Raw genomic sequence first — 21,780 nt, 5'->3', positions numbered from 1 at the left:
CCGAACAGCTTGTGACGGTTCGCCTGCCACCAGGTCGGCGGGGTCGGCTCCCGCAGAACGCCTATGACTGCCACGAATTGTCCAATCACTGGGGGAGGGCTGGGAGTTGTCGTGCGTAAGGCCGGGCGGCCTGAACAGTCCTCGCATCCCGCAGCAGGGCAGGGGGTGAGGACCAGACGGAGCGCCCGGAGAACGCTTCGACGCCATAGCGCGCTGATGCCCCGCACACCAGGTACGGGGCATCAGCAGCAGGCGCCGGGATGGGGCAGAGTCAGAGCAGCCGGGAGTAGTGCTGCTTGAGCTCCTTGCCTGTCTCGGTGTCGACGGCGGTCCGATCCGGACGGAACTCGATCGTGCGCCCCGGGGCCCGGCTGCCTTCTTTCCACTGCGGGCCGCCCACGGCAACGGTCATCCGTACCGCTTCGTAGTGGTCCTCGACCGGCACCTTCACCTCCAGACGGGTGGGCATGGGGATCTGGCCCTCTTCCAAGGGAGTCACCTTCTCCTGCGCCTTCTGGTCGCCGGAGTCGATCCGTACGAACTTCGGCTTCTCTTCCGAGTCGACCCAGACGGACAGGACCACGGACTTACCGTCCTTGCTCCACTTCGCCAAGGTTTCGGTCTCGACTCCGTCAATGTTGAGGTTTACAGCGGACACCCCCTTGTAGGCGGCTGCCTTCTCCTGCTGCGCTTGCTCCTTCTTGTCGTCCGCAGCGCTCTGCCATACTCCGCCGGCGGCGATGGCCAGAGCCGCGATGGCGGCGATGTAGGGCCAGGTGCGCCGGCGTGCCTTCGCTGACGGTTCGTACTCCGCAGGCGGTGTGGGCGTCACCGGGTCGGGTCCGCGGTGCCACTGCGGTGAGGTGTCATCGTCCTGGGTCTGCTCGAACCATTCAACTTCCTTGCCCATACGGGCGACGGTAGCGCGCAGTTGTATGGCCTGGTCCGGGCTTCCGCACAGTTCAGCCACCTTGGCCCGGGTCGACAGCCAGGAAATGGCCTCGTCGGAGTTGATGCCGTGGGCGTGGATGTCCTCGCGTTCCCCGAGCGCGGCGAGGTCGGCGGCCTCGCTGCACCGCCCCTCCCGTGCGGCCTGGATGGCGTCCTGGTGACGGGTGTCGATGACATTGGGAGGCATCTCCCAATCCCACGCGTCGTCATCAATGGCGCTGTCCTGGTCAAGGGCCGGGAGCACGGCGGTGTCCTGCTCCTGCTCCTGGTCCTGGTCTTCGGAGACGTCGGGAGCAGTGGCGGGTGTGGCGGTGTCCTGCTCGACAGCGAGGGCTTGCTGCGCCTGGCGGCGACGGGATGAGGTGTCGGTCAGCCGAGCTTCGTCCTCGCTGATCACCGTCTGGACGATGTCGACGTAGTCGGGGCCGACCTTCCACACGGCCTGCCCGGGGTCCAGGGTCGGGATCTTGGCGATGGCCCAGTCAGGGAGGTTGAGCAAGGTGCCGACGAGAGCGGCTTCTTCAGGCCCGAGGCGCCCGATGTGGGCGACCTCGCACAGTCGTGCCAGATCCTGCGCCGGACCGGTCCCGAGGTCGGACAGCGTGTGCATCACCACGTCCAGCGATAGCCCCATCTTGCGGCTGAACTTCAACAGCCGCTGGATCAGTTCGCTGGTGGCCGGTGACAGCAGAATCTGCCACGCCTCCTCGAGGACCAGGTGGCGGTGGGGGGCGGTCGACTGAGGCAGCCACACGTGCTCGACCCAGCACGCCACCGCTGCCATCAGCGACGGAATCGCCGGACTGTTGCGGTCCAGACGGGAGAAGTCGAAGCAGAGGATGGGAAGGTCGGTCTCGGGGAGGCTGGCGTTGTCTCCGTCGAACAGACCGCGCAGCGATCCCTCGGTGTAGCGGGACAGGGCGATGGCGGCGCCCTCCCCCCACTCAGCGAGCTTGGTGGCCGGCCACCGTCCGTCTTCCGGCTCCACCAGCGCATCCACCAGGCCATTGAGGTTCCCAGCCTTGGGGTGGTTGAGGGCATGCTGGAGAGCGTGGGTCGCCTGGTGGGTGAGGGCGCCGGGCTCCACAGCGGCGATGAGCGAGCGGACGAGCTGCTCGCGGACCTCTCGGGGAAACAGGTCGGAGACCGGGTTCAGGGTGAACGAACCGGCCGTAATAACCTTGCCGTTGAGGGCGTGGGTCAGGGGCACCCACTCACCAGCGTTTTCCTCCCCGTACGAATCGATGACGACGTACTGGTGGCCGTGCATGTGGTGTTCGCGGCGAGCGCGGACTTTTGCCGTCGTGGATTTGCCCGAGCCGAGACCGCCCAGGGCGAGGCTGGTGGTCGACGGCAAGACGGCGTCGTCGGTCATCGCGGGGGAGAGGTGGAACGGGCGGCCGTCCAGGAGCGAGCGGCCGATCGGGATGCCGGGAAAGCGGGCGTTGGAGGTGACGAGCGGTGCGGTGATCGCGGCGTGGCTGGAGGGCAGGCGAATCATCAGAGGATCGCCCCTTTCCTGGTGGAGGCTCCGTGTGGGGTGGTCATCACGTGGGCGCGGTGCTGCTGGCCGGTGAGCCAGTCGAGACCCAGGCGGTGCCGGTCGGCCATGAGGGAGGCCTGCCAGCGTGCGTCGGTGACGGCCTCGGGGCTGTCTCCCCACACCGTCAGGTAGGCGTCGACGTCGACGAGCGTGGCGCCCTGGACCAGCGCGCCGTGCATCGCGCTGCTGGCCAGGTCGTGCGAGTCCTGCTTGACCTTGTCGGTGACGAAGGCCTCGCTGGCGGCGCGCTGCCACTTCGCGGACCGGCGGGACTGGCCCGTCGGCAGCGGCCGGTACAGGACGGACAACGACCGCTCCTCGGCGCCCTGCCCGAGCAGGAGCTTGGGCATGAGGTCGCCGCCCGTCTCGTCGGGCCAGGCCGTGATCCGGGCCGTGCTGGCGTGGCGGCCGTCGTCCAGAGCGACCCATCCCGCGCCGCGCGCGGTCACGAGGGGCAGCGGCTCCGGCTCCACCAGGGTCAGGGCCCCGAGGCCGGCGAACTCGTGGGCCATCGTGTCGACGACCCGGGCGGGCTGGCCAACCAGGCCCTTGGGCACGTGTACGGAGATCGTCTGTGCGTGGTCGGTGTACTCACCGACGGTGGTGTGGTGCGTGACGTGCACCTGGATCCCGGCGCCGCGGGCCTGGTCGCCAGCGAACGCGAGAGCGCGGGAGAACGCCTCGTGCCAGGCGGCGCGCAGCTGTGTGTCCTGCATGGTGCCGTGCTCCGGGTACAGCGTCCAGGTCGAGGTTGCCCCCGCGTTGTCGGTCATGGCGGCCGGGGCGGTGCGCTCCCGCAGGCGCCGGTAGCCGACGGCCGCCCACCGGGCGAGCGAGCGCGGCCCGGGCGCCACGTTGAGCAGCGCGGCGGTAGCGCCGACCGCACCGAATGCCCAGATGGGGGGCGGGGTGAGCACGGCCGACATCAGGACGGCGCTCCCGACGCCGGCGTTGGCTTTCGTCAACAGGGTCTCGACAGGGCTCAGACCGTGCTGCAGGGCGGGCACACGGTAGCCAGGCGTCAGGGAGTACATGGCATTTCCTCCTCAAGGGATGGGCCGGCCCCGGCGCCCACCGCTGCTGTGAGACGGCGGGGCGCCGGGGCCGGCGGGGGTTACGGGTTGCTCGCTGGCGGGGCCGTCGGTTCCGGTGCCGCTGCGGGAGTGGGCACCGACCGCGTGGCTGGTCCCGCCTGTCCGCCGGCTGCGCGCGGAGTTGCTCCCCGGGTTGGCCGGCGGGCCTGGCGGAGCTGTTCGGTACGGGCCGCGTCCTGCCGGATCTTGTCGCTGGCCGATGCGGTGGTGAGCCGTCCGGGGCGGTTGGGCTGCTTGACGCCGTAGGCGGCCAGCAGTACCCCCCGGTCCTGTGTCATGGCGCGGCGCGGAGTGTCCACCAGGCGCGGCCCGCGCGGAGTCGTCTCCTGCTCATAGACGTCCGGTGCGCCGGCCCGCACGACCGCCCGCGCCAGCGGGTTCTCGGTCCTGCGCTCCACCATCGCCCGAGCACCACGAGCCATGCGCGGTCCGAAGTACGGCACCCCGTGGAAGACCATCCGCAGCATGAGGACGTCGGCTCCGACCAGCAGCACCGCGTCCATCACGAGGGCGCCCTCCGTCATCTTCACGAACGGGCTGACCAGAATGAGCGTCAGCGGGGCGAACATGAGGCCCAGCAGCCGCTGCGCCCACGCCTTGACTGCCGACGTGTCACCCCCGCGGGCCAACGACGCCAGCACCAGAGGCGCCATGCAGACGAACGCCAGGATGCCGAGATTCCGTGTCGCGAACACCAGCGCCGCGAACGCGAGAGCAACCACGAGCGCGGCCAGGATCAGCAGAAGCGCCAGTGGGTTGTCCGCGTCAGCTGCCTTGTCCATGTCTTTGGAGATCGCGCCGAACAGGGTGGATTCGTTGCTACTGAACATGGTGGTGAAGGCGGCGCTGACGGCCTTGTTCAGCAACATCACGACGCCGGGGACGGAGGCCATGCCGGCGACGGCCGCGAGGGTCCATCCGGTGGAGGCGCCCATCTGCTTCATGCGGGGTGCGCCCTGCCATGCGGTCAGGGCGCACACGACGATGACGCAGATGAAGATGGCGACGGCCAGGTGCTGGCCCAGCCACAGGAACTGGCTGTAGAGCCAGTTGTCGGGCTTCTCCGGCGCCCAGGTGCTGTCGGGCGCCACCAGCTCTCCGAGCTTCTTGAGGAGGCTTTCAGCGAGGTCTTGGACGTTGGTGACGGCTCCGTCGGTGAGGCCCTGGCCCCCGCCGGCGGGCGGCCCCCCGTCAGGGGGGCCGCCACCGTCGTCGTCCCGCACGCAGTACTCGTAGCCCGGCGTGCCCTTCAGGGCGTCGCACGGGTCTTCGTCTGCCCGGAACGCCATGTGATCAGCCCTTGGCCTCGGTCACGGTGCTGAACAGGGTGTCGCCGTAGAGGGCGAGGACCACGGCGACGAACAATGTGCCGACGGCCATGCTGCCCTTGCGCAGGGCGCCCTTGGGGTCGCCGGACAGCTGCAGGAGCATGCGCAGGGCGATGACGGCGATGACGGCGGCGATGCCCTTGGTGACCAGGCCGCCACCGGTCAGGCCGATGGTGTCGAAGAAGTCCTTGAAGCCTTCGCTCATGTCGACGGGGGCGGCGATGTTGAACTTGCGCATCAGATCTCCTTGTTGGTGTTCGAGGTGGGACGGCCGACCGCGAAAAGGTCGCGCATCGTGTCGAGGGGGGAGTAGCGGACTTGTGTGCCGGGACGGGGGGCGTCGATCATCCAGCCGCTGCCGACGTAAATGCCGACGTGGTGAATGCTCGTGGCATTACTGCCGTAAAAGACGAGGTCGCCGGGTTTCATCTGGCCGGGTTTGATGGGCTCGGATGCCGCATATTGTGCGGCTGCCGTGCGGGGCAGGGTGATTCCTGCTTTTGCGTAGGCGTAGAGCGTGAGGCCGGAGCAGTCGAAACCAACGGTCGATTTTCCGGATCGGCCGTTGGGGGAGCAGCAGGTTCCCGCGCTGGGACCGTTAGCGTTTCCGCCGCCCCATGAGTACGGGGTGCCGATCATCTGTTTCGCCGCGTTGATGGCGGTGGCGGCCTGGTCAGTGGTCGCTGTCTTTCCACCGCCGCCGCCAGAGTTGGCGAGTGCGGTGATGGAACGGACGTAGTTCTGTGTTTCTTCGAAGGGCGGTATTCCTCCAGCGTCGCGGACGGCTTGGGGTCCGGCGTTGTATGCGGCCAGCATGTTGGCCTGCTTGTTCCCGGGAACGTCTTTGACGTCCTTGGCGATAGTGCACAGGTACTTCGCCGATGAGGGGATCGCGTCTTCAGGATCCATCACATCGCGCTTGCCGTCCCCGTTGCCGTCGATTCCGTGGGTCTCCCACGTAGACGGCATGAACTGTGCGATTCCCAGCGCTCCGACTTGCGAGCGTGCTTCCGGATCGAAGTTGGATTCCTGCGTGAGAAGCGCGGCAAGAAGATTTGGGGTGACCTCAGGACAGGTGTTCCCCGCTTCCTCGATCAGCTGCTTGTATTCGGCGGGGACGGCCATGCTGAGCGCTGTGCCCACCGGGTCGTTGCCGGCGGCCTGGACGAGCGCGCCCAGGACGACGGCGGCGGTGGCTCCTACGCCGATGGTGACGGCTGTGGTGCTCCTCAAGGGCGTCTTCCCTCCTTTCCTGCATGTGACGTGTTTTCGCAGGTCAGCTCCGCCATGCCGGTCCGCCATGGCACCGCCAGGTGACCGCCATGGACCGCCACGGGACCGCCACGGGACCGCCAGGATGGCGGTGGCATGGCGGTCGGCGGCAGCGTGATGGCGATGCGGTGGCGATGCGGCGTGACGGTCACGACCCGGACATCGCGAAGGCGGTCAGATCGGCCAGTCGGTAGCCGCGCCCCTGGGAGTTCTTGTAGGTGGGCGGCCCGCCGAGAAGCTCGTTCAGCTTCTTTCCGCGCTTGACCGGATCGTCTTCGAGGATGCCGAGTGCGGGCGCCATGTCCGGTGTGGTCATGAACTCCACACCCTTGGCCCGCATCAGTTCGATGGCCTGCCTCAGCGGCGTTTCTTCCGGGAGGGATTCCATGCGCTTGGCGACTCTTTCATCCACCACGTCCCAGATGAACTTGTCCTCGAAGTTGAACCCTCTGATGAGGGTGGAGCGCCCCTTGGCGAACAGTACTGCCTGGCCCTTGATGTCCGGGTCGAGGAGTACCGGGTTGATCGGCGCGACCGTTTCGAAATAGGTGTCACCGAGAGCAACCTTGGCCGTTCCCGCCGATGCCACATACAGGCACATCCGGTAAAGGAACTGGTCACGGACCATGACGGGAATGGCATTCGTGGAGGGGCGCTGCGTCATGAGCACCGTGGAAATGCCGGATTCCAGGGACTTGGCAACCAGTGACCTCGTGTCCTCGGCAATCTGCTTGGCCTGGTCCTTTTCCTCGTTTGTGGCACCCGAGGCGAAGAAGTCGGCCGCTTCATCGACGATGAAGATGACCGGCTTGAACTTGGGCGGGGTCTGGCGGTTACGGATGGCTTCCGTAATTTGCGCGTACCGCTCGTCCGACCGCTGGTTGAGTTCTTGGACCATGTCCCAGAACACGGCCGGGTCGTCGGATGACTCGTAGCGGGTGGCGTACGGCTCGAAGCGGGTCAGCCCGCAGAATTTGCCGTCGAGCAGATACAGCTCGAATTCGCCGTAGGCGATGAGCAGGCAGGTGATGAGGCCGTTGACCAGAGTGGTTTTGCCCATCTGTGTCATTCCCGCGACCAGCAGGGATGCTTTGTCGAAGGTGGGCACGCCGGCGAGCTGGCCGGTCACGTCGTGACCGAGCGGGACGCCGGCGAACGCTTCGATCTCCTGCCTGGTCGGAGCCGGGAAAGGCCTGGTGAACGGGGGCTCGTGCAGCTTGAGGAGCTTGACGCGGCGCTCGTTGTCACGGCTGCGCTCAAGGGTCATGTGCAGGCGAGTGACACCGAACATCCCGGCCACGGCGCCCAGGCGCTTCTCGACGTCCTCGTAGGTACGGCCCTTGGGGACCAGGAAGTCGTAGAGGTCGCCGGTCTGCACCGGGGCGATCGTCACCTGGTCGGCGCGGATGACCTGCTCGCTGCCGATGACGCCGGCCGTGCGCAGTGCCGCGGTGAGTTCCGGGTGAGCAGGCAGCAGTTCAGCGCCTGCCTGCTCACCGTCCAGGGAGGCCGCTGGCGCTTCCTTCTGCACGGCTGCGGCGGCGGGCTGCGGCGTGCCGTGCAGCAGCCGCACGAGGCTGCTCCGCAGGCGCCAGGCGGCGTATCCGAGGCCGACCAGGACGCCTGCGGTGAGCAGTACGGTGGCCGGCCAGGACAGGCCGAGTTTGTCCTTGATGGCGGCGAGAATGCCGAAGACGACGGCGAGGCCGCCGATGGCGCCCGCACCCTGCCCCCACAAGTCGTCACTGACCTGCTGTTTCTTCTTTCCCACACCCCTCTCCTTCACGGGTGATCTTGAACGGGTGGGCGAACGTAGTCGCTCACGCATTCGATTTCCAGAAGTTTTGTCCAGTGCTCGCCGGGTCTGCTCCCTCGGGTCTGCGAACGCGAGATCCGCTCGCCGGGTCACTCGCCGGGTCTGCCCTGGTCGACTGCGGGTTGGTTCGTCCGGCAGTCGCCACAAGGGCCAGTCCGCGCGGCGGGCTGGCCCTCATGGGTGGTGACGGACAAAGCAGGGCGGACGCCCTCTTATGGGTCAGGCGTCCGCGTCCTCGGATTCGTCGTCGGTGTCGACGTCGTCGGTGTCGGTGCCGGCCGTCTCCGTCGGGCCGGTCGCGGTGCCCTCCTTCGACATGAGCGCGCCCCATGCGTGGCGGACTCGCTTCTCGCTGCCGACGTAGCCGCTCTCGCGGAAGGTGGCGACGGCCTGGCGGTAGGACAGCGGCGGTTCGTCGCGGTAGCGCAGGTGGCGCAGGACGACGTCCAGCTGTCCGTCGGTGAGCTGTTCGCCGGGCTCCGGCGTGGGCACGCCCGTGACGGTGGCGAGCTGTTCGAGCGTGACGCGGTCGCGGTCGGCGTCACGGCCGGTGTGACGGCTGCGGTCGCCGTTGCCCACGCCATCGCCCTGACCTGCGTGACTGCCGCTGTCGTCGGCGTTGGAGGCGTCACGGTCGGCGGCGGGCAGGGCCGGTGCCGTGGGCAGCGCGGGGGCGGTGGGCGTCCACGTGCCGAAGTCCGGCAGCCGGATGGCCGCGACGGAGGCGGGCAGCGCCTTCTCCGTGACCGTGGTCTGTGTGGCCGCGGCCTGCTTGTGCAGGGCCTCGATGCTGGTCTGCTGCATCTTCAGGTGTGCCTTGCGGTAGCGGGTCTCCTCCTTGGACACCCGCTTCTCCAGGCTGGTCGCGGTCCGCAGCAGCTCGATGCGGTGCGCGGCCTCCGCCTCCATCTCCTCCAGGCGGTCGTCGACCTCCTGGCGCTTGGAGTCGAGATCCTGCCGGGTCTTGGTGGATGCCCGGCGCCCGAGCGAGGGCAGCGCGATCCACCAGGCCAGCTTGGTGAAGACGATGGCCACCGGGGTGAGGACGACGGCCAGGTCGAATCCGGCGGGGCCGGACAGGATCAGGTCCGCGGTCGGGATGGCCGCATTGACGAAGGTGAGCGTCAGGCCGGCCGCCTGGACGCGCCGCACCCGGCGGCGGTTGTTGCCCGCCAGGATCTCGGTGGCCTGGAAGACGCACCACAGGGCGTCCAGGGCGCCGACGACCGGCACCGCCCACCCGCCGAAGCGGGGCTCGAGGATCTGGTAGCTGACGGCCACCGACAGGATCGCCACTCCGAGAGTGACCAGTCCCAGGACGGTCAGTACCGTCCCGCGCGGCGAGATCCGCAGGCTCTTGAGCGTGTTCACGTCGTTCCTTTCTGATCAGTGCGGGCAGAGGAGGTGGGTCAGGGGTGCAGGCCCGCCAGGCGGCCAACCTTGGTCAGGTGCTCGGTCTGTTCCTCGATCTGGCGCTCCACCCGCTCGGTGAGGCCGCCGCGGAAGTAGCCGCCGAAGCCGTCGCCGACGTACCAGTCCTTGGCCTCGGGGTAGCCCGCCTCGGCGAGCGCCTGGGCAGGGGTCAAGTCGGCGTACAGGTGCCGGTAGTCGGCATCGGCGATGTCGGCCGCGCGCTCGTCGAACCGGGCGGCAGCAGCGCGGGTGCGGTCCTGGGCGTCGACCAGGCGGGAGACGGCGGCCGGCCATTCCCGGGCCGCCTCGGCGGTGCGCAGGTACGAGTAGGCCGCCTCCAGGGCCTTCGCTTCCCGCTCGTACGCCTGCCAGCGCTCCGGGGCGTCCTTGACGACCCGGCGGAGTTCGGCGACGTAGGCGGCGTCCTGCCAGTGCTTGCTCGCCTGCTGGTACAGGTCGTCCAGGACGCTGCGCGCGATCCTCCGGATGCGGTACTCGGCCTGGTCCTCCGACTCGGGGACGTAATCCAGTTGCGGGTCGTCGTAGTACGACTGCGGCTTGGCCGGGTCCTTCTCGTGGCCGGTGAACGGCGCGAACTCGAACCTCACCCGGCCGTTGACCGGTTCGATCTTCTGCAGGTACGGCGGCAGATGCGGAGTGATGCGGTCGAGGACCTGCTGAAACGGAACAGAGAACGTGTCGGACATGCCTTCTCCTTGACGAGGTGCGGGAGCGTGCGGACGGGGCGCAGCGGGACCGCCTGTCGGGGCGGTGCGCTCCTTGCGCGGCAGCCCGGAGTCGTCCAGGGGCGCGCGTAACGGGATGGTGCGGGACACAGGGAACCTCCCTGGCAGACGAACGGAGCGCGGCTGAACGGCTCCCTTGGACCGCGCCCGGACCAGCCGCCGCGAGGGGTGCGGGGCGGGGCCGGGCGGGTCAGGCAGCTGTCAGACGGCGGGGGCGGGCCGGTGGTCGCTGCTGTAGCCGCGGGAGACGAGGGCGGCTGCCAAGTAGTCCGCGGCCTCGGTGTCGTCAATGCGCATCTCGTACCGGGCGAAGGCCAGGCAGGCGACCTGCGCGGTAGTGACCCGCCCGGCGTCCTCCGAGGAAATCACCGACGCGTCCCGGACCAGGTCGGTAGCGACCTTCATCAGACGGGCGTGGCGCTTCCTCGCGCGAAGCTTCTCGATCATTTTCGGGTCCTCCTGACGTGCCGGGCTGTCCGGCTCCCCTGGACCGCGCCCGGACCAGCCACCGCGAGGGGTGCGGGGCCGGGCCGGGCGGGTCAGGCAGCCGACAGACGGGGCAGGGGGCTCAGGCGGCTCGCCCGGTGGTGTCGGCGGGGCCGTAGGTGCGGGCGAACCGGGCGCTGGCCCTCAGTAGGGCGGTGATGTCCGCGTGGGTGCGGTGCTGCCGCTCCGACCACGAGGTGGCGCGGGCGGATTCCGTTCCGGTGTGGGCCTGGATCACGTGGTCCAGGACGTGGCCCGCCACGCTGGCCGTGTCGGTGTCACCGGCCTCACCGACCTCGCCGACGTGGCGCAGGGCGGTGAACAGGGGCCGCTGCGGGTCGGTGTCGCTCTCCTCGCGGATGAAGCGCAGCAGCATGCGGAGCATGTCCTTGACCGACATGGAGTCGTCGTCGGCGAGGTCCGCGCCGGCCGACCTGCTGTAGTTGTAGGCACGGATCCAGCCGTCCTTGTCGAGCAGCGCGCTGGTGGCCTCCAGGTGGCGGGCCACCTCCTCGCCGGTGGACTCCTCGCCGGACGGGCCGATCCACAACGGCTGGTAGGAGTTGTCGGCGAGCTTGGCCGCCGTGCGCAGCGTCTCATCGTTGAACAGCGTGGCGGTGGGGGCGTTCGTCATTGCGGTCACGTGCGCGGGCCCTCATTTCGTGGTCGGTGGTCCGGGCTGTCCGGCTCCCCTCACCGCGCCCGTACCGGCCGCCCGGGGGAGGGCTGGCTGGGACGGGCGTGGGAGGCAACCGACAGAGGTGGCGGTGTCGGCTGAGCGGAGGTGGCTCAGCGGGAGTTGGGCTTGCCGCGCTGACTGCGCTGGCGTTCGAGGTAGGCGTCCTGGCTGCGCGTGAACGCGTCCCACAGCCGGTCGCCTTCGCGGCAGCGGCGGGAGTTCGTGCAGGTGCTGCAGGCGGCGCGGTGGTCCTGGTAGATCTCCAGGGCCCTCAGGTAGCGCTGGTACAGGGCGTCAGGCACGTGGTCGTCTTTCGTGGTGCCGGCGGGGTGGGTGGAGGTCTGCGACGCGGTGTCCTGCGTCCCACGCTGCTGCGGCGGCCACGGCAGCGGCCGCGAGCAGGAGGCGGGTCAGGGGGTGGCCGGCGCCGATGCGGGCGGCGGCCCGGGCCGCGCGGTGCTGCGCTGCCCGGGCCGCGTGTATGAGGTGTGGCATCAGATCCCGAGGGCCTGGCAGGCGTCGCACGTCCATGCCGTCGGCACCAGGCGCGTGCCCTGCGTGCCCGTCGGCATCGGTGCGGCGCCGAAGACGCCCCCGCACCGGTCGCACTGCATCTCACTGCGCGGCGTGGCGGGCGCGAGCGCCGGAGCGAGGCCCGAGGGCGGGCACTTGCTCGGGTCGCAGTTGAACCGGCCGCACAGCGGGCAGGCGTCGTCGGCCATGACCGGGCGGTGCAGGGTGAGCACCGGCTGCCGCTCGTGGCCGGGCAGCATCTCCTGGAGGGTGCGGCGTGCCCGACGCCCGGTCGGGACGCGGGTGTCGGCCTCGCGGACCATCCGGGCCAGGAGGTCACCGAGCTGCCGGTGCGCGACGGAGGCGCAGGGCCCGGCGTGGAAGGCGCCGCACGGGGGGCACCAGTACTCCGGGTTCATCGTGGCCCCTGTCGTACGGGCCGTGGGGCGTGTCATGATCGCTGCGGTCATTGGGATGCTCCAATCCTGTTGACCGGACAGCCCCGGAGCTCTCACCTTCCGGGGCTGTCACCTTGTGGCTGACCGGACGGCCAGCCACGGCCCGCCTCCCACCCCCGACGCTCTGGTGGGGGTGGGAGGCGGACCGTGGTGGGTCGTCAGGCAGCCGGGGCGTACTCGGTCCGAGCGGGCCGGACCAGGTAGTCGGACGTCGTCCAGACGGAGCCGACCACGAAGGGGTCGCCGTCGGGGCGCAGCGTGTCGCGGACGATGAGGGCCCATCGAGCAGCGGCCCGGCGAAGCAGCTGCGCGGCGTCCGTCGGGTTGGTGATGAGGGCCAGGACCTCGAAGCGTCCGTCGACGTTGGCGTAGATGGCTCCCGGGAGGCGGGGGCCGATCTCGTCTTGGACGCTCGGGCGGGGTGGGATGCTGTGCATGCGGGTCGTCCTCTCCGAAGAAGTGACCTGCGACAAGAACCCCCAGGGCGGCATCCCTGGGGGTTCGTCGCACAGCCCGCAGTGGTCCGGACGGACAGCGGGCGGGTAGTGCGTCCTGCGCACTCCGCTGGCCACCGCCCACCCGGGTAAACGGGGAGCGGTGGCCAGCGGGCAGCGCAGGGCTGCAAGGGGTTGGTGTGCGCGACCTCTTCCGCCGCGCGCGCCCGTCTTGTGGTGCAGGGGAAACGGGGTGCCCCTCCCATCGTCGTGCGGGAGACGGTAGATCCCCCAGGTCTCACGCGGACTCCTCGTCTCAGCGGCCTGGAGCTGAGGTCTCGGGAGCGAATGTGTGCCGCGCGCTTCTTTTGCGTCGTGAGGGTGCCTGCCCTCCGTACTCCCCGTCGGTGATGAGCGCCTGGTGGGTCTTACCCCTCCAGACCGCCCTCGGAAGGGCGCCCGACGGATCCATACGTGCCGACTACTACCACCAGCGGTGATAGCGCCTCACGACGGGTCTCCACCCACCGCAGCCGCACACGGCGGTCGTAGTGGTGGATCACTCTGTGGAGTTCTCAAGGCAGCGAATGGTCCGCGGCCGTGCCCCCGAGGAGACCCGTCCACCACGCCCACCAAACCAGATCGCATCATCCAAATTGCGATGCATCGGCTGCCGATGGAGACATTGACACACTGGGGCGCCAACGTCAACAACCAAACCAACATGGACGACTCCATGTTGCGTTGGTTGTTGCGCAGGGGTTTGCCGAGTGAGAGAGTGGCCTCCATGGCACACACGTCGTCGAAGTACCTGGAGCTAGCCGAGTCGCTGGCCGATGCGATCCGAAGGGGGGAGTACGTGCCCGGTGACCGGTTCCCCACTGTGGTGGAGTTGGCCAAAGCGCACGCAGTAGCTCCCAACACGGCCTCGCGGGCAGTGCAGGTACTCAAGGAGCAGGGCCTGCTGTCGGGGAAAGCCGGCGGTACGACCCGCGTACGAGTACAGCCGATTCACCAGGTGCGGGTGAACTCTCGCTACCAGACGGAGAAGGATCTGGTGCTGGAGCCTGAAGAGGTGCGAGGCGGCTTCGGCGTAGCGGAGTCGGACCATGGCGTATCCGTGTCGACCATGGAAAACCACGTGCAGATCGATGTGGTGCCCGCCCCGGCTGATGTAGCTGAGGCTCTCGGCGTGGCACACGGATCGTTGGTCCTCCGGCGCATCGGCACGCGGCGCACCAAGCAAGGCGCCGGCAGAGGGAAATCCGTCTCATACATGCCGCATGACCTCGCCAGCCAGAATCCCGACCTCTTCGACCCTGACCGCGAGCCGTGGCCCGGCGGCGCTCAGCACCAGCTCCACACTGTGGGTATCGAACTCGACCGCATCGAGGACTGGGTCACAGCGAATATGCCAACGGCCACGGAGTCGGAGGAGCAGGACATCCCTCCGGGAGTGCCAGTGCTCCGTGTACGGAAAGTCTCGTATTCCACGGAGGGGCAGGTCGTAGAGGTGACGGACATTCCGTTGCCCGCGGATCGGGCAGAGCTCCGCTACATCACACCACTGAAGCGATGGTCATGAGCCGAATCATCAACGTAGTAACGCCCGTCTACGACGGCGGAGCGACATACCTGCGCGAAGCTTATGAGTCCGTACGAGACGAGCGTCAACGCCTTCCCCGTGGCTGGGAGTTGCAGTGGCTCGTCCAAGAGGACGGGACCACAGGCCGGCCTTTGCTGGCTATCCCGGAGGAGCCTTGGATCTCTACTGGGATGGCCAGCAAAGGCGGTGCTGGAGCGACCCGCACGCTGGCGTTGTCGCGAGCAACGGGCGAACTGGTCCGCGCGCTGGACGCAGATGACGTGATCCTCCCCGGCGGCCTCGCTCGCGATATCGCCGCTCTGGAGGCACACCCCGAGATGGGGTGGTGCATCTCCGCGGGGCTGGACCTCCTGCCGGACGGGTCCACAGCGGCTGGGCCCTATGACCCCCCAGAGGGGCGCCTCACCTACGAGACGCTGCTCGCTGCGTACGACGACGACCGATTCCCGGTGATCAGTACGCACCTGACGGCACGTACAGCACTGCTGCTCGCGGTAGGAGCCTGGCCAGCGATTCCGGCATGGGAGGCAATCGCGGCTGTCATGTGCTGCGCCGCCGTCTCTGACGGGTGGATGATCTCGACTCCAGGAGGCATCTATCGGAAGCACCCCGGCCAGATGACGTCACAATCCTCGTATGGCGAGGTAGCTGACCAGGATGAACTGCGGACAATCGTCCGAGCACAAGCGGCAGCGCTACGTGGCGCCGGCTGGCGCTGGCCGTAGGAAGCGTTCGTTCCGGCGCGCAGCAGATCCGGCGACACGCCCCCAACTCCCCGGCCTTAAGTCAAGAGTTCTGTATAGTTCTGGATCATGTAAGGAGAGGGGGAGCGTTGTCTGAGCTGCTGGACGCGGTCGATGCTCTGCTGGCACGACCGGACGCCCTGCCGCCGCCTGAGGTCCGTGCGCGGCTGCGCAAGGCGGACGATCTCACCCAGCAGGAAGTGGCCCACGTCCTCGGAGTCACCCGCGTGGCCTTCAACCGGTGGGAAGTCGGTGCGGCCAAGCCTCGACGTCGCCACCTGGAGGCGTACGCGCGCCTACTCGCGGGGTGGGCAGCCAAGCACCCGGACGCTGTCGACGGAGTGGAGTAGCCGTGGATTCCTGCGTTCGCCCCCCGTAAATGCGAAGCGGCCCCTGTCGCCACAACAGGAGCCGCTTCCAAGTCCGACTCAATCGACCTTCACAGAGCCTTGAGTCGTGATCCGGTGAGGTGACCTCGCCGGGGGTGATGCCCGTGGGCCTTGCGGCCCTCGTGGTCACCTCTACCCAGAGTATGCGCCAGAGATTGCGCAACGCCACTACTCCGGGTCTTCTGGTCGGTCACATTCACTGATCATGGCTCCCCTACCTGGGGAGATGACTCCTTGTACAGCCAGCAACACCCGCCCGGCAGCCACCCCGTGGACGAGTCGGGACACCTGAAAGCGGCGAAGGCCCCCGTCAGCGGCGTCTCGGTCCCGAGACACATGGGCGTCGGGAGTGACCTGGTACACACCCTCGACTACGTCGTGCTGATTCAAGTCATGTTCAATCTGGCCTCTTCCATGGAGTCCACTCCGCTGAGCGTCTGGAAGCAACTCCAGGAACGCGGCATTCGCTCTGCCAAGAACGCGCGCGAACTGGTCGGGAAGAACGCCGTGTACGAGTCGTTCGCCCGGCTCCTGGACGCCGGATACGTGCGCCGGACACAGCTGCCGCACCCGACCAAGCCCGGCCGTAAGGGCCGGGTCGTCTACGAGGTCTACGACAACCCAGCCTGGAACCCGGACTGGTCGCCGGCCTCTCCGGGGGCCGAAGATCACGACGAGGTAAAACCGCAGGTCGCGACGCTTCCCGGAACGCCGGAAGCGTCGTCCAGGGAAGCAGGTAAAACCGCAGGTCGCAACGCTTCCCGGAACGCCGGAAGCGGTAACGACGGTTCCGGCGTTCCGGGAAGCGGTAAACGGCATGTTCCCGCAGGTCAGAACGCTTCCCGGGTTCCGGGAAACAGAATCTCCTCCCCCCCACACCCCCCGGAGGAGGAGGATTCCTCCTCCCCTACCCCTCACACCCGCCCCTCGGGTTCGCTTCCGTCACAGCGGGAGGAGGGACCGGAGTTCTCTCCGGAGGAGATCTGTGCGGCTGAGGACTTCCTCCAGCAGATGCGGCTTTGGCAGGCGGGTGCGTCCACTGCCCGCAGCTGCGCGCCGAAGCTGCTTCGCACGATGCGCCAGCAGGGCTGGCCGTCGTTGGTCGATGCCAGCGCCGACTACCTGGTCCTGCTCGAAGCGGAGGTCCTGAAGAACACGGGCGGGGCAGCGTCCTGGACCAAGTGCCTGCCCGGCTGGGTACGCGACCTGCGCCGCTACGCCCAGGTCCGCCCGCAGCCGGCATCTACCCCCGCGCCGGGCACCGGCGCGCGGCCGGCGGCGGCGCGCGGCGTCATCGAGGCCTGCCCGGCGTGCGATGAGTACGGCTGGCTGCTGGACGACGACGACGACGCCCCGCAGCAGCGATGCACGCACCCCGGCGTCACCCGCGGCGAAGTGGAGGCGGCCAAGTGACCATGACCCTGGACCAGGAGCAGGCCGTCTCCGTGGAAGCCGAGAGCCGCGCACTGGGGGCCTGCCTGATGGCGACCCCCTCGTACGACCCGGTTGCCGACGTGGCCCGCGCCGTGCGCGAGGGCGACTGGCACGAGCCCGCACACGAGCTGGTGTGGCTGGCCGTCCAGCGGCTTCACGGCGCCGGACGGCCGACCGGAGTGCCCGCGGTGGAGGCGCAGCTGCGCAGCACCGGCGACCTCGAGCGTGCCGGGGGCATGGTGGGCCTGTCCCGGCTCGCGAGCGAGGCCTGCTCGTCTGCCGAGGCCGGCCACTACGCCGACCTGGTCCACGGGTACGCCCAGGTGCGCCGCTACCAGGCCGCGCTGGTGCGCGGGATGCAGGGCGCTCGCCAGGCAGACCCGCTGTCGGTGCCGGAGACGATCGCCGCCCACCAGGCCGAGCTGGAGTCCCTGGCCGCCGACGACCAGGACGACGACACCTTCGGCCGGTTCGGCGACCACCTGGACGCACACCTGGACAGCCTGGCCGTCTCCGTCCCGCCAGCGGCCGTCACCGGGTTCACCGACCTCGACATCCTGATGAAGCTCATGCCCGGCCAGATGATCCTGGTCGCCGCCCGCCCGGCCATGGGCAAGAGCGCGTTCGCGCTCGGCGTCGCCACCGCCAACGCCCGCAAGGGCGGTCCGACACTGGTGCACAGCCTGGAGATGGGCCGTGCCGAGGTCAGCAACCGGATCCTGTCGGCACGGGCCCGGGTGGCGTTCCACCACATCCGCGACGGCGTCGACAGCCTCACCCAGGACGACTGGGACCGCCTCGACCGACACACTCCGGAGCTGAAGGGCCTACCGCTGTGGATGGACTACAGCGCCCGCGTCAGCCCCGCCCGCATCCGCTCCCGCATCAAAACCGTCATCCGCGAGACCGGCCGCGCCCCGCTCGTGGTCGTCGACTACCTCCAGCTGATGCAGACCGACCAGCGCAACGCCCGGCAGTCGACCTACGACCGCGTCACCGAGATCAGCCGCGAACTGAAGATCCTCGCCTCCGACACCGGCGCCGTGATCATCGCCCTGGCCCAGCTCAACCGCGGGCCCGAACAACGGCAGGACAAAAGGCCAGCGGTCAGCGACCTGCGCGACTCCGGCGCCCTGGAACAGGACGCCGACGGCATCATCCTGCTGCACCGCGAGGACTACTACGAGCCGGAGTCCGAGCGTTCCGGCGAGACCGACCTGATCGTGGCCAAGCACCGCAACGGCCCTACGGCCACCGTGACCGTGGGCCACCAGTTCCACTACAGCCGCCTGCGCGACATGTCCAGCGCGGAAGAACCTGCCCTCTAACCGTCCTGGACGCCGCTGTGCGGCGCGATCACGGACGGGCCGGGCGCATCCCCCGGCCTACCCATGATCGTCCCTCAGCGGCCCGCACAGCCGATCATGAAGAGAGAGCCCGCATGGGCATCACCAGCAGCAAAGTGGCCGGCACCCTCAGTCCGCCAACCGGCGGGTGGCACGGGTGCCGGCCGACCCAAGTCACCGTCCAAGGGACGCGTGCTCGCAGAGCAGCCTACCGCGCCGTTCAGTAGGAAAAATCCGTACCGTTTTCTTGACGAGTTGCCGGTGGTTTCGCCGGACTCTGGAGGCCCCCATGATCCGCGCCGGACGCCAGCACCTGGTGCGCACCCTCGCCGACATCGCCGCGCAGCAGGGCATCGCAGTGCAGACCCTGCTGAACTCCGGCCAGCACCTGGCCGACGCCTTTCCCGCGCCCCTGAACGCGGGCCGCACCCGGCTCTACGACGGCGAGCAGGTCGACGCGCACCTCGCCGGACTCCCCGTCCCGCAGCTGCCAGCAGCGGACGACGACGCAGACCTCCTGGACCGCCAGGAGGCCGCCGCCCTGCGAGGCGAGCCCCTGTCGGTGTGGGACCGCCGCAAGAAGGACCCTGCCATCAGCGAGCACCTGGTGCGCGTGGGCGGAGTTGAGCACTGGCCCCGCCGGGTCGTGCGGGACTACGCCCCCTCGCCCCGTGCCCGCACCAGCAGCGGCGGGGGCGGCCGGCCCACCGGCGCCGGGGACCAGGTCCCCCGCGACCAGCTGCCCGCGCGCGTCGCGCAGCTCCTGGACGCCGACCCCGCCCTCACCGCGGCCGACGTCACCGACCACCTCGGCGTACACCGCAACACCGCGCAGGCCGCACTGACCCAGTGCCGCGCGCAGCGGATGGCCGACGTCATGGACCAGCGCGGGCTCACAGCAGCACAGGCCGCCGCCCAACTCGGCTACCCCGCCGGCCAGACCCGCCGCGCGAGCGTCCGCGCCGAATCCGTCCTGCGCGGCCGCCAGGCGCTCCCCTACCTCGCCGCCGTGGCCCAGGCCCTGCACGCACACGGCTGGCGCTCCACCGACACCCCGCCCCCGGTCCAGCACCCCGACGACGACGTCTGCATGGCCGCGATCGTCCTGGACGCCCCCGCGGCGCCGGCCCCCGCTCTGGTGTGGTCCGAACGGCACGGCTGGCGCATCGCGACCTCCCGCCGCCACCCGCTCGGCCGGGGCGCAGCATGGCCCCCGCCCGGCGACGGCGTGCGCCACCTCGCCACCGGCACCACCCCCGCCCCCGCCGACCTCATCAACGCCCTCGACCCCGCCACCTGACCCGCGCGCAGCAAACGCCGAACCGTGCCCCCCAGGCCGCGCCTGGGGGGCACTCGCGCGTCCCGCCTGCGTGCATCGCCGCCCGACGGCGCAGCGAGGCACACCGTCAGAAGACTGCCTTCCCTGGGGGAGCAGTGGGCCGGGGCCCGGCCGCCGCGCCGCCGAGGCGTGCCCGGGCGCTGCGCACCCGGACCGCGCGCTGCGCGCGCTCACGCCCGGTGCGGCCAGGACGTCGGCCGCTGCGCGCCCGACCGCGTGCTGCGCACGCTCGCCCCGCCCCCACCACCGCCGGGCCCGCTGCGCGGTCCTACGGCGGGCCTGCCCGGTCCCGGGGCAGACGCTGCGCGCAGCCCCGCCGCCTGCGGCGTCCGGACAGGCAGATTCCCACCGCTGCGCGGTGCGAATCGGCGGCACGGCGGCCGGGCCCCGGCCCACTGCTCCATACGGGTTGACCTGCGGAAACTCGGCGAAAGTGATCGCCTAGGTAGCTAAATTGCGATACACTTTTCTTGTTGGTCGGCAGTGGCAGCCGATCACCACCCAAGATCACCACGCCCTGAAAGGGGACACCCGTGTCCGCAACGTTCGCGCTCGTTCTCCGTCCCGACGCCTCGTTCAAGATCGTTGAATTCTCCGGCAACTCTCCGACCGACATCAGCACCATTTACAGCGAAATCGATTCACCGAATATCGCCGTAATGGACCTCTCGCCCAAGATTTCCGTGTGGCTGGACGACGACGGGAACAACGGGTCTGAGCTTAACCGGCCGGCCATCGCCATTCACGCCGCAACCATCCTCGTCTCACACGAATACTACGGCACCACCGTATACACCGGAACCGACCCCAAAAACCGCACCACCGGACTCACCCTCGACAACTGCGCCGCACTTCTGGAACTCGCCGGAATCGACACGCCGACGGTTCCCCACCCGCGTACCGCCTGAGCCCTCATACGGCCGGGGGAGGCCACAACGAGCCTCCCCCGGCCCCTCACCCCACCTCATTCCTTCACCGCGCCCGGCACCCGAGTTGAGCCGCCGTCGAGCCCGCTCCTCCCCGCCCCTTCCGCGCGATCACTCAAACCCCGAGGAAGCATGATCCCGGTCAAGTGCACCGAAAAGCAGCGCACCGCCTACACCCAGGCCATCATCGATCAGTGGAATACGGCCACGCTCGACCAGGTAAAACGAGGCCGTCAGTGGTACGTGACGGCGCATCAGTTCGCCGCCGAAATCGCTGCGGGAGAGACTGAAAAGGGCGCGGGTGTTCTCGCCGCACTGTCCGCCAACAAGTCATGGTCGGAAAACTGCCGACTTGCCCGCAAGGCCTTTATCGAAGGAAAGGCAAGCGGACACGTTCGTGATGCAATCACCAAGGCAAACCGCATCATGGCAGGAACCGACCCGAGTGAAGTTCTGCCCATGCACATCAAAACGGGATTCTTCTACGTGTGCATTGCAGACCCCGAGCACACGGAGGCCGTAGTAATCGACCGCCACGCACATGATATCGCGGTACGCGAAATCTACGGGCAGCGCGACCGAGGATTGGGAGCAATCGGACGGTACAACCTGCTCGCCGACTGCTACCGCGCAGCAGCCCAGAGGATTGGTGAAATCCCCAGCAAAGTCCAGGCCGTTACATGGGTGGCCCACATCGAGCGCAAGTGACACGATCCGAAGGTGCCAACTCGTTCGTGATCCCACCCGATGCATCACACGATGTATCCCGTTCCATCCCTCATGTCAGCGATGCCTCGAACACGACTGGCAGTCGACCGGTACGCGCACTGTCCACCCCCGGCAGGGTGCTACTCTCTGCGGGAGTGGTGAATTTCGGGCCGAGCGTCCGACGGGACTCGCGCTACTGTCCGACGGGTAGTTTCGGATCCGGGGTGACTGGTTCGGGCGGGGGCCCGAGAGGAGTGCCGACCCCGATGGGTGGTAGTGACGGGTTCGTGATCCTACCCGGCAGCAGAGTTGATGCATCATCACCCCTCCCCCTGTTGCTGCCGCTTGCGACCGGCAGGGCGGGAGCGCAAGCGGACGCCCCCTACCCGCCCAGAAATTCCCCCGAGCATTGGAGCGTAAGCGGAAATGCAATTCCCCGCCGTGCGGGGAATCCGCGAAACGCGTAAGCGTTTCGCGAAACTTCGAAAATGCTTTTGAATTCGCTGTGCGAATTCCTTGCATTTCCAGGCGCTAGCGCCTGGTATCCCGCTCCGCG

Annotated in this window: 21 protein-coding genes; 8 read left to right on the top strand and 13 right to left on the bottom strand. The window is 68.7% G+C overall.

Features of this window, described 5'->3' with window-relative positions; genetic code table 11:
* Positions 1 to 271 precede the first annotated feature (271 nt).
* The 13 genes from IE258_RS38575 to IE258_RS38515 form a co-directional block, all read right to left on the bottom strand.
* Positions 272 to 2,452 (bottom strand): putative type IV secretion/conjugal transfer ATPase, encoded by a 2,181-nt coding sequence (locus IE258_RS38575; RefSeq protein ID WP_189750463.1) that lies wholly within the window; start codon positions 2,450 to 2,452, stop codon positions 272 to 274.
* Positions 2,452 to 3,528, bottom strand: a complete 1,077-nt coding sequence (locus IE258_RS38570; protein WP_189750462.1) for a hypothetical protein — start codon at positions 3,526 to 3,528, stop codon at positions 2,452 to 2,454. Before IE258_RS38570 ends, IE258_RS38575 begins: the two co-directional genes overlap by 1 nt.
* A gap of 80 nt (positions 3,529 to 3,608) precedes the next feature.
* Positions 3,609 to 4,877, bottom strand: coding sequence for a hypothetical protein (locus IE258_RS38565; protein WP_189750461.1), 1,269 nt, complete (start codon positions 4,875 to 4,877; stop codon positions 3,609 to 3,611).
* A 4-nt stretch (positions 4,878 to 4,881) separates the two neighbouring features.
* Positions 4,882 to 5,154 carry a hypothetical protein gene (locus IE258_RS38560; RefSeq protein ID WP_189750460.1) on the bottom strand — a complete coding sequence of 91 codons (273 nt, stop codon included), beginning with the start codon at positions 5,152 to 5,154 and terminating at the stop codon, positions 4,882 to 4,884.
* Positions 5,154 to 6,149 carry a C40 family peptidase gene (locus tag IE258_RS38555; protein ID WP_189750459.1) on the bottom strand — a complete coding sequence of 332 codons (996 nt, stop codon included), beginning with the start codon at positions 6,147 to 6,149 and terminating at the stop codon, positions 5,154 to 5,156. Before IE258_RS38555 ends, IE258_RS38560 begins: the two co-directional genes overlap by 1 nt.
* Positions 6,150 to 6,336: 187 nt before the next feature.
* A complete protein-coding gene (locus IE258_RS38550) occupies positions 6,337 to 7,959 on the bottom strand; it encodes an FtsK/SpoIIIE domain-containing protein (protein ID WP_189750458.1) in 1,623 nt (540 codons plus the stop codon).
* A 264-nt stretch (positions 7,960 to 8,223) separates the two neighbouring features.
* Positions 8,224 to 9,375, bottom strand: a complete 1,152-nt coding sequence (locus IE258_RS38545) for a hypothetical protein (protein WP_189750457.1) — start codon at positions 9,373 to 9,375, stop codon at positions 8,224 to 8,226.
* A 38-nt stretch (positions 9,376 to 9,413) separates the two neighbouring features.
* Positions 9,414 to 10,124: a hypothetical protein gene (locus IE258_RS38540; RefSeq protein WP_189750456.1), complete on the bottom strand. Its 711-nt coding sequence runs from the start codon at positions 10,122 to 10,124 to the stop codon at positions 9,414 to 9,416.
* A 240-nt stretch (positions 10,125 to 10,364) separates the two neighbouring features.
* A complete protein-coding gene (locus IE258_RS38535) occupies positions 10,365 to 10,610 on the bottom strand; it encodes a hypothetical protein (RefSeq protein WP_189750455.1) in 246 nt (81 codons plus the stop codon).
* Between the two features lie 121 nt (positions 10,611 to 10,731).
* Positions 10,732 to 11,283, bottom strand: a complete 552-nt coding sequence (locus IE258_RS38530) for a DUF6197 family protein (RefSeq protein WP_189750488.1) — start codon at positions 11,281 to 11,283, stop codon at positions 10,732 to 10,734.
* A 155-nt stretch (positions 11,284 to 11,438) separates the two neighbouring features.
* The gene (locus IE258_RS38525) at positions 11,439 to 11,630 is read right to left on the bottom strand and encodes a hypothetical protein (RefSeq protein ID WP_189750454.1); all 192 of its coding nucleotides are present in this window, start codon (positions 11,628 to 11,630) and stop codon (positions 11,439 to 11,441) included.
* Positions 11,631 to 11,822: 192 nt separating this feature from the next.
* On the bottom strand, positions 11,823 to 12,311 hold the full coding sequence (locus IE258_RS38520; protein WP_229892708.1) for a hypothetical protein: 489 nt from the start codon (positions 12,309 to 12,311) through the stop codon (positions 11,823 to 11,825).
* A 146-nt stretch (positions 12,312 to 12,457) separates the two neighbouring features.
* Positions 12,458 to 12,736 carry a hypothetical protein gene (locus IE258_RS38515; protein ID WP_189750453.1) on the bottom strand — a complete coding sequence of 93 codons (279 nt, stop codon included), beginning with the start codon at positions 12,734 to 12,736 and terminating at the stop codon, positions 12,458 to 12,460.
* Positions 12,737 to 13,520: 784 nt separating this feature from the next.
* Between IE258_RS38515 and IE258_RS38510 the strand changes: the two genes are divergently transcribed.
* The 8 genes from IE258_RS38510 to IE258_RS41540 all read left to right on the top strand — a co-directional run bounded on the left by IE258_RS38510 (position 13,521) and on the right by IE258_RS41540 (position 21,224).
* Positions 13,521 to 14,318 carry a GntR family transcriptional regulator gene (locus tag IE258_RS38510; protein WP_189750452.1) on the top strand — a complete coding sequence of 266 codons (798 nt, stop codon included), beginning with the start codon at positions 13,521 to 13,523 and terminating at the stop codon, positions 14,316 to 14,318.
* On the top strand, positions 14,315 to 15,064 hold the full coding sequence (locus tag IE258_RS38505; RefSeq protein ID WP_189750451.1) for a glycosyltransferase: 750 nt from the start codon (positions 14,315 to 14,317) through the stop codon (positions 15,062 to 15,064). The genes IE258_RS38510 and IE258_RS38505 overlap by 4 nt, the downstream gene beginning before the upstream one ends.
* Before the next feature lie 107 nt (positions 15,065 to 15,171).
* Complete coding sequence (locus tag IE258_RS38500) at positions 15,172 to 15,432, top strand: helix-turn-helix domain-containing protein (protein ID WP_189750450.1); 261 nt, start codon at positions 15,172 to 15,174, stop codon at positions 15,430 to 15,432.
* Between the two features lie 273 nt (positions 15,433 to 15,705).
* Positions 15,706 to 16,884, top strand: coding sequence for a hypothetical protein (locus IE258_RS38495; protein WP_189750449.1), 1,179 nt, complete (start codon positions 15,706 to 15,708; stop codon positions 16,882 to 16,884).
* A 2-nt stretch (positions 16,885 to 16,886) separates the two neighbouring features.
* A complete protein-coding gene (locus IE258_RS38490) occupies positions 16,887 to 18,233 on the top strand; it encodes a replicative DNA helicase (protein ID WP_229892712.1) in 1,347 nt (448 codons plus the stop codon).
* Between the two features lie 307 nt (positions 18,234 to 18,540).
* Positions 18,541 to 19,551 (top strand): DUF6292 family protein, encoded by a 1,011-nt coding sequence (locus IE258_RS38485; RefSeq protein WP_189750447.1) that lies wholly within the window; start codon positions 18,541 to 18,543, stop codon positions 19,549 to 19,551.
* 572 nt (positions 19,552 to 20,123) lie between these two features.
* Positions 20,124 to 20,498, top strand: a complete 375-nt coding sequence (locus IE258_RS38480; protein WP_189750446.1) for a DUF3846 domain-containing protein — start codon at positions 20,124 to 20,126, stop codon at positions 20,496 to 20,498.
* A 150-nt stretch (positions 20,499 to 20,648) separates the two neighbouring features.
* Positions 20,649 to 21,224, top strand: coding sequence for a DUF7178 family protein (locus tag IE258_RS41540; RefSeq protein WP_229892707.1), 576 nt, complete (start codon positions 20,649 to 20,651; stop codon positions 21,222 to 21,224).
* Positions 21,225 to 21,780 lie beyond the last annotated feature (556 nt).

The organism is Streptomyces tendae, from assembly GCF_014650435.1.
GTDB lineage: Bacteria > Actinomycetota > Actinomycetes > Streptomycetales > Streptomycetaceae > Streptomyces > Streptomyces tendae.
Note: the sequence above shows the minus strand (reverse complement) of the source record. Positions and strands in the feature narration are given on the sequence as shown.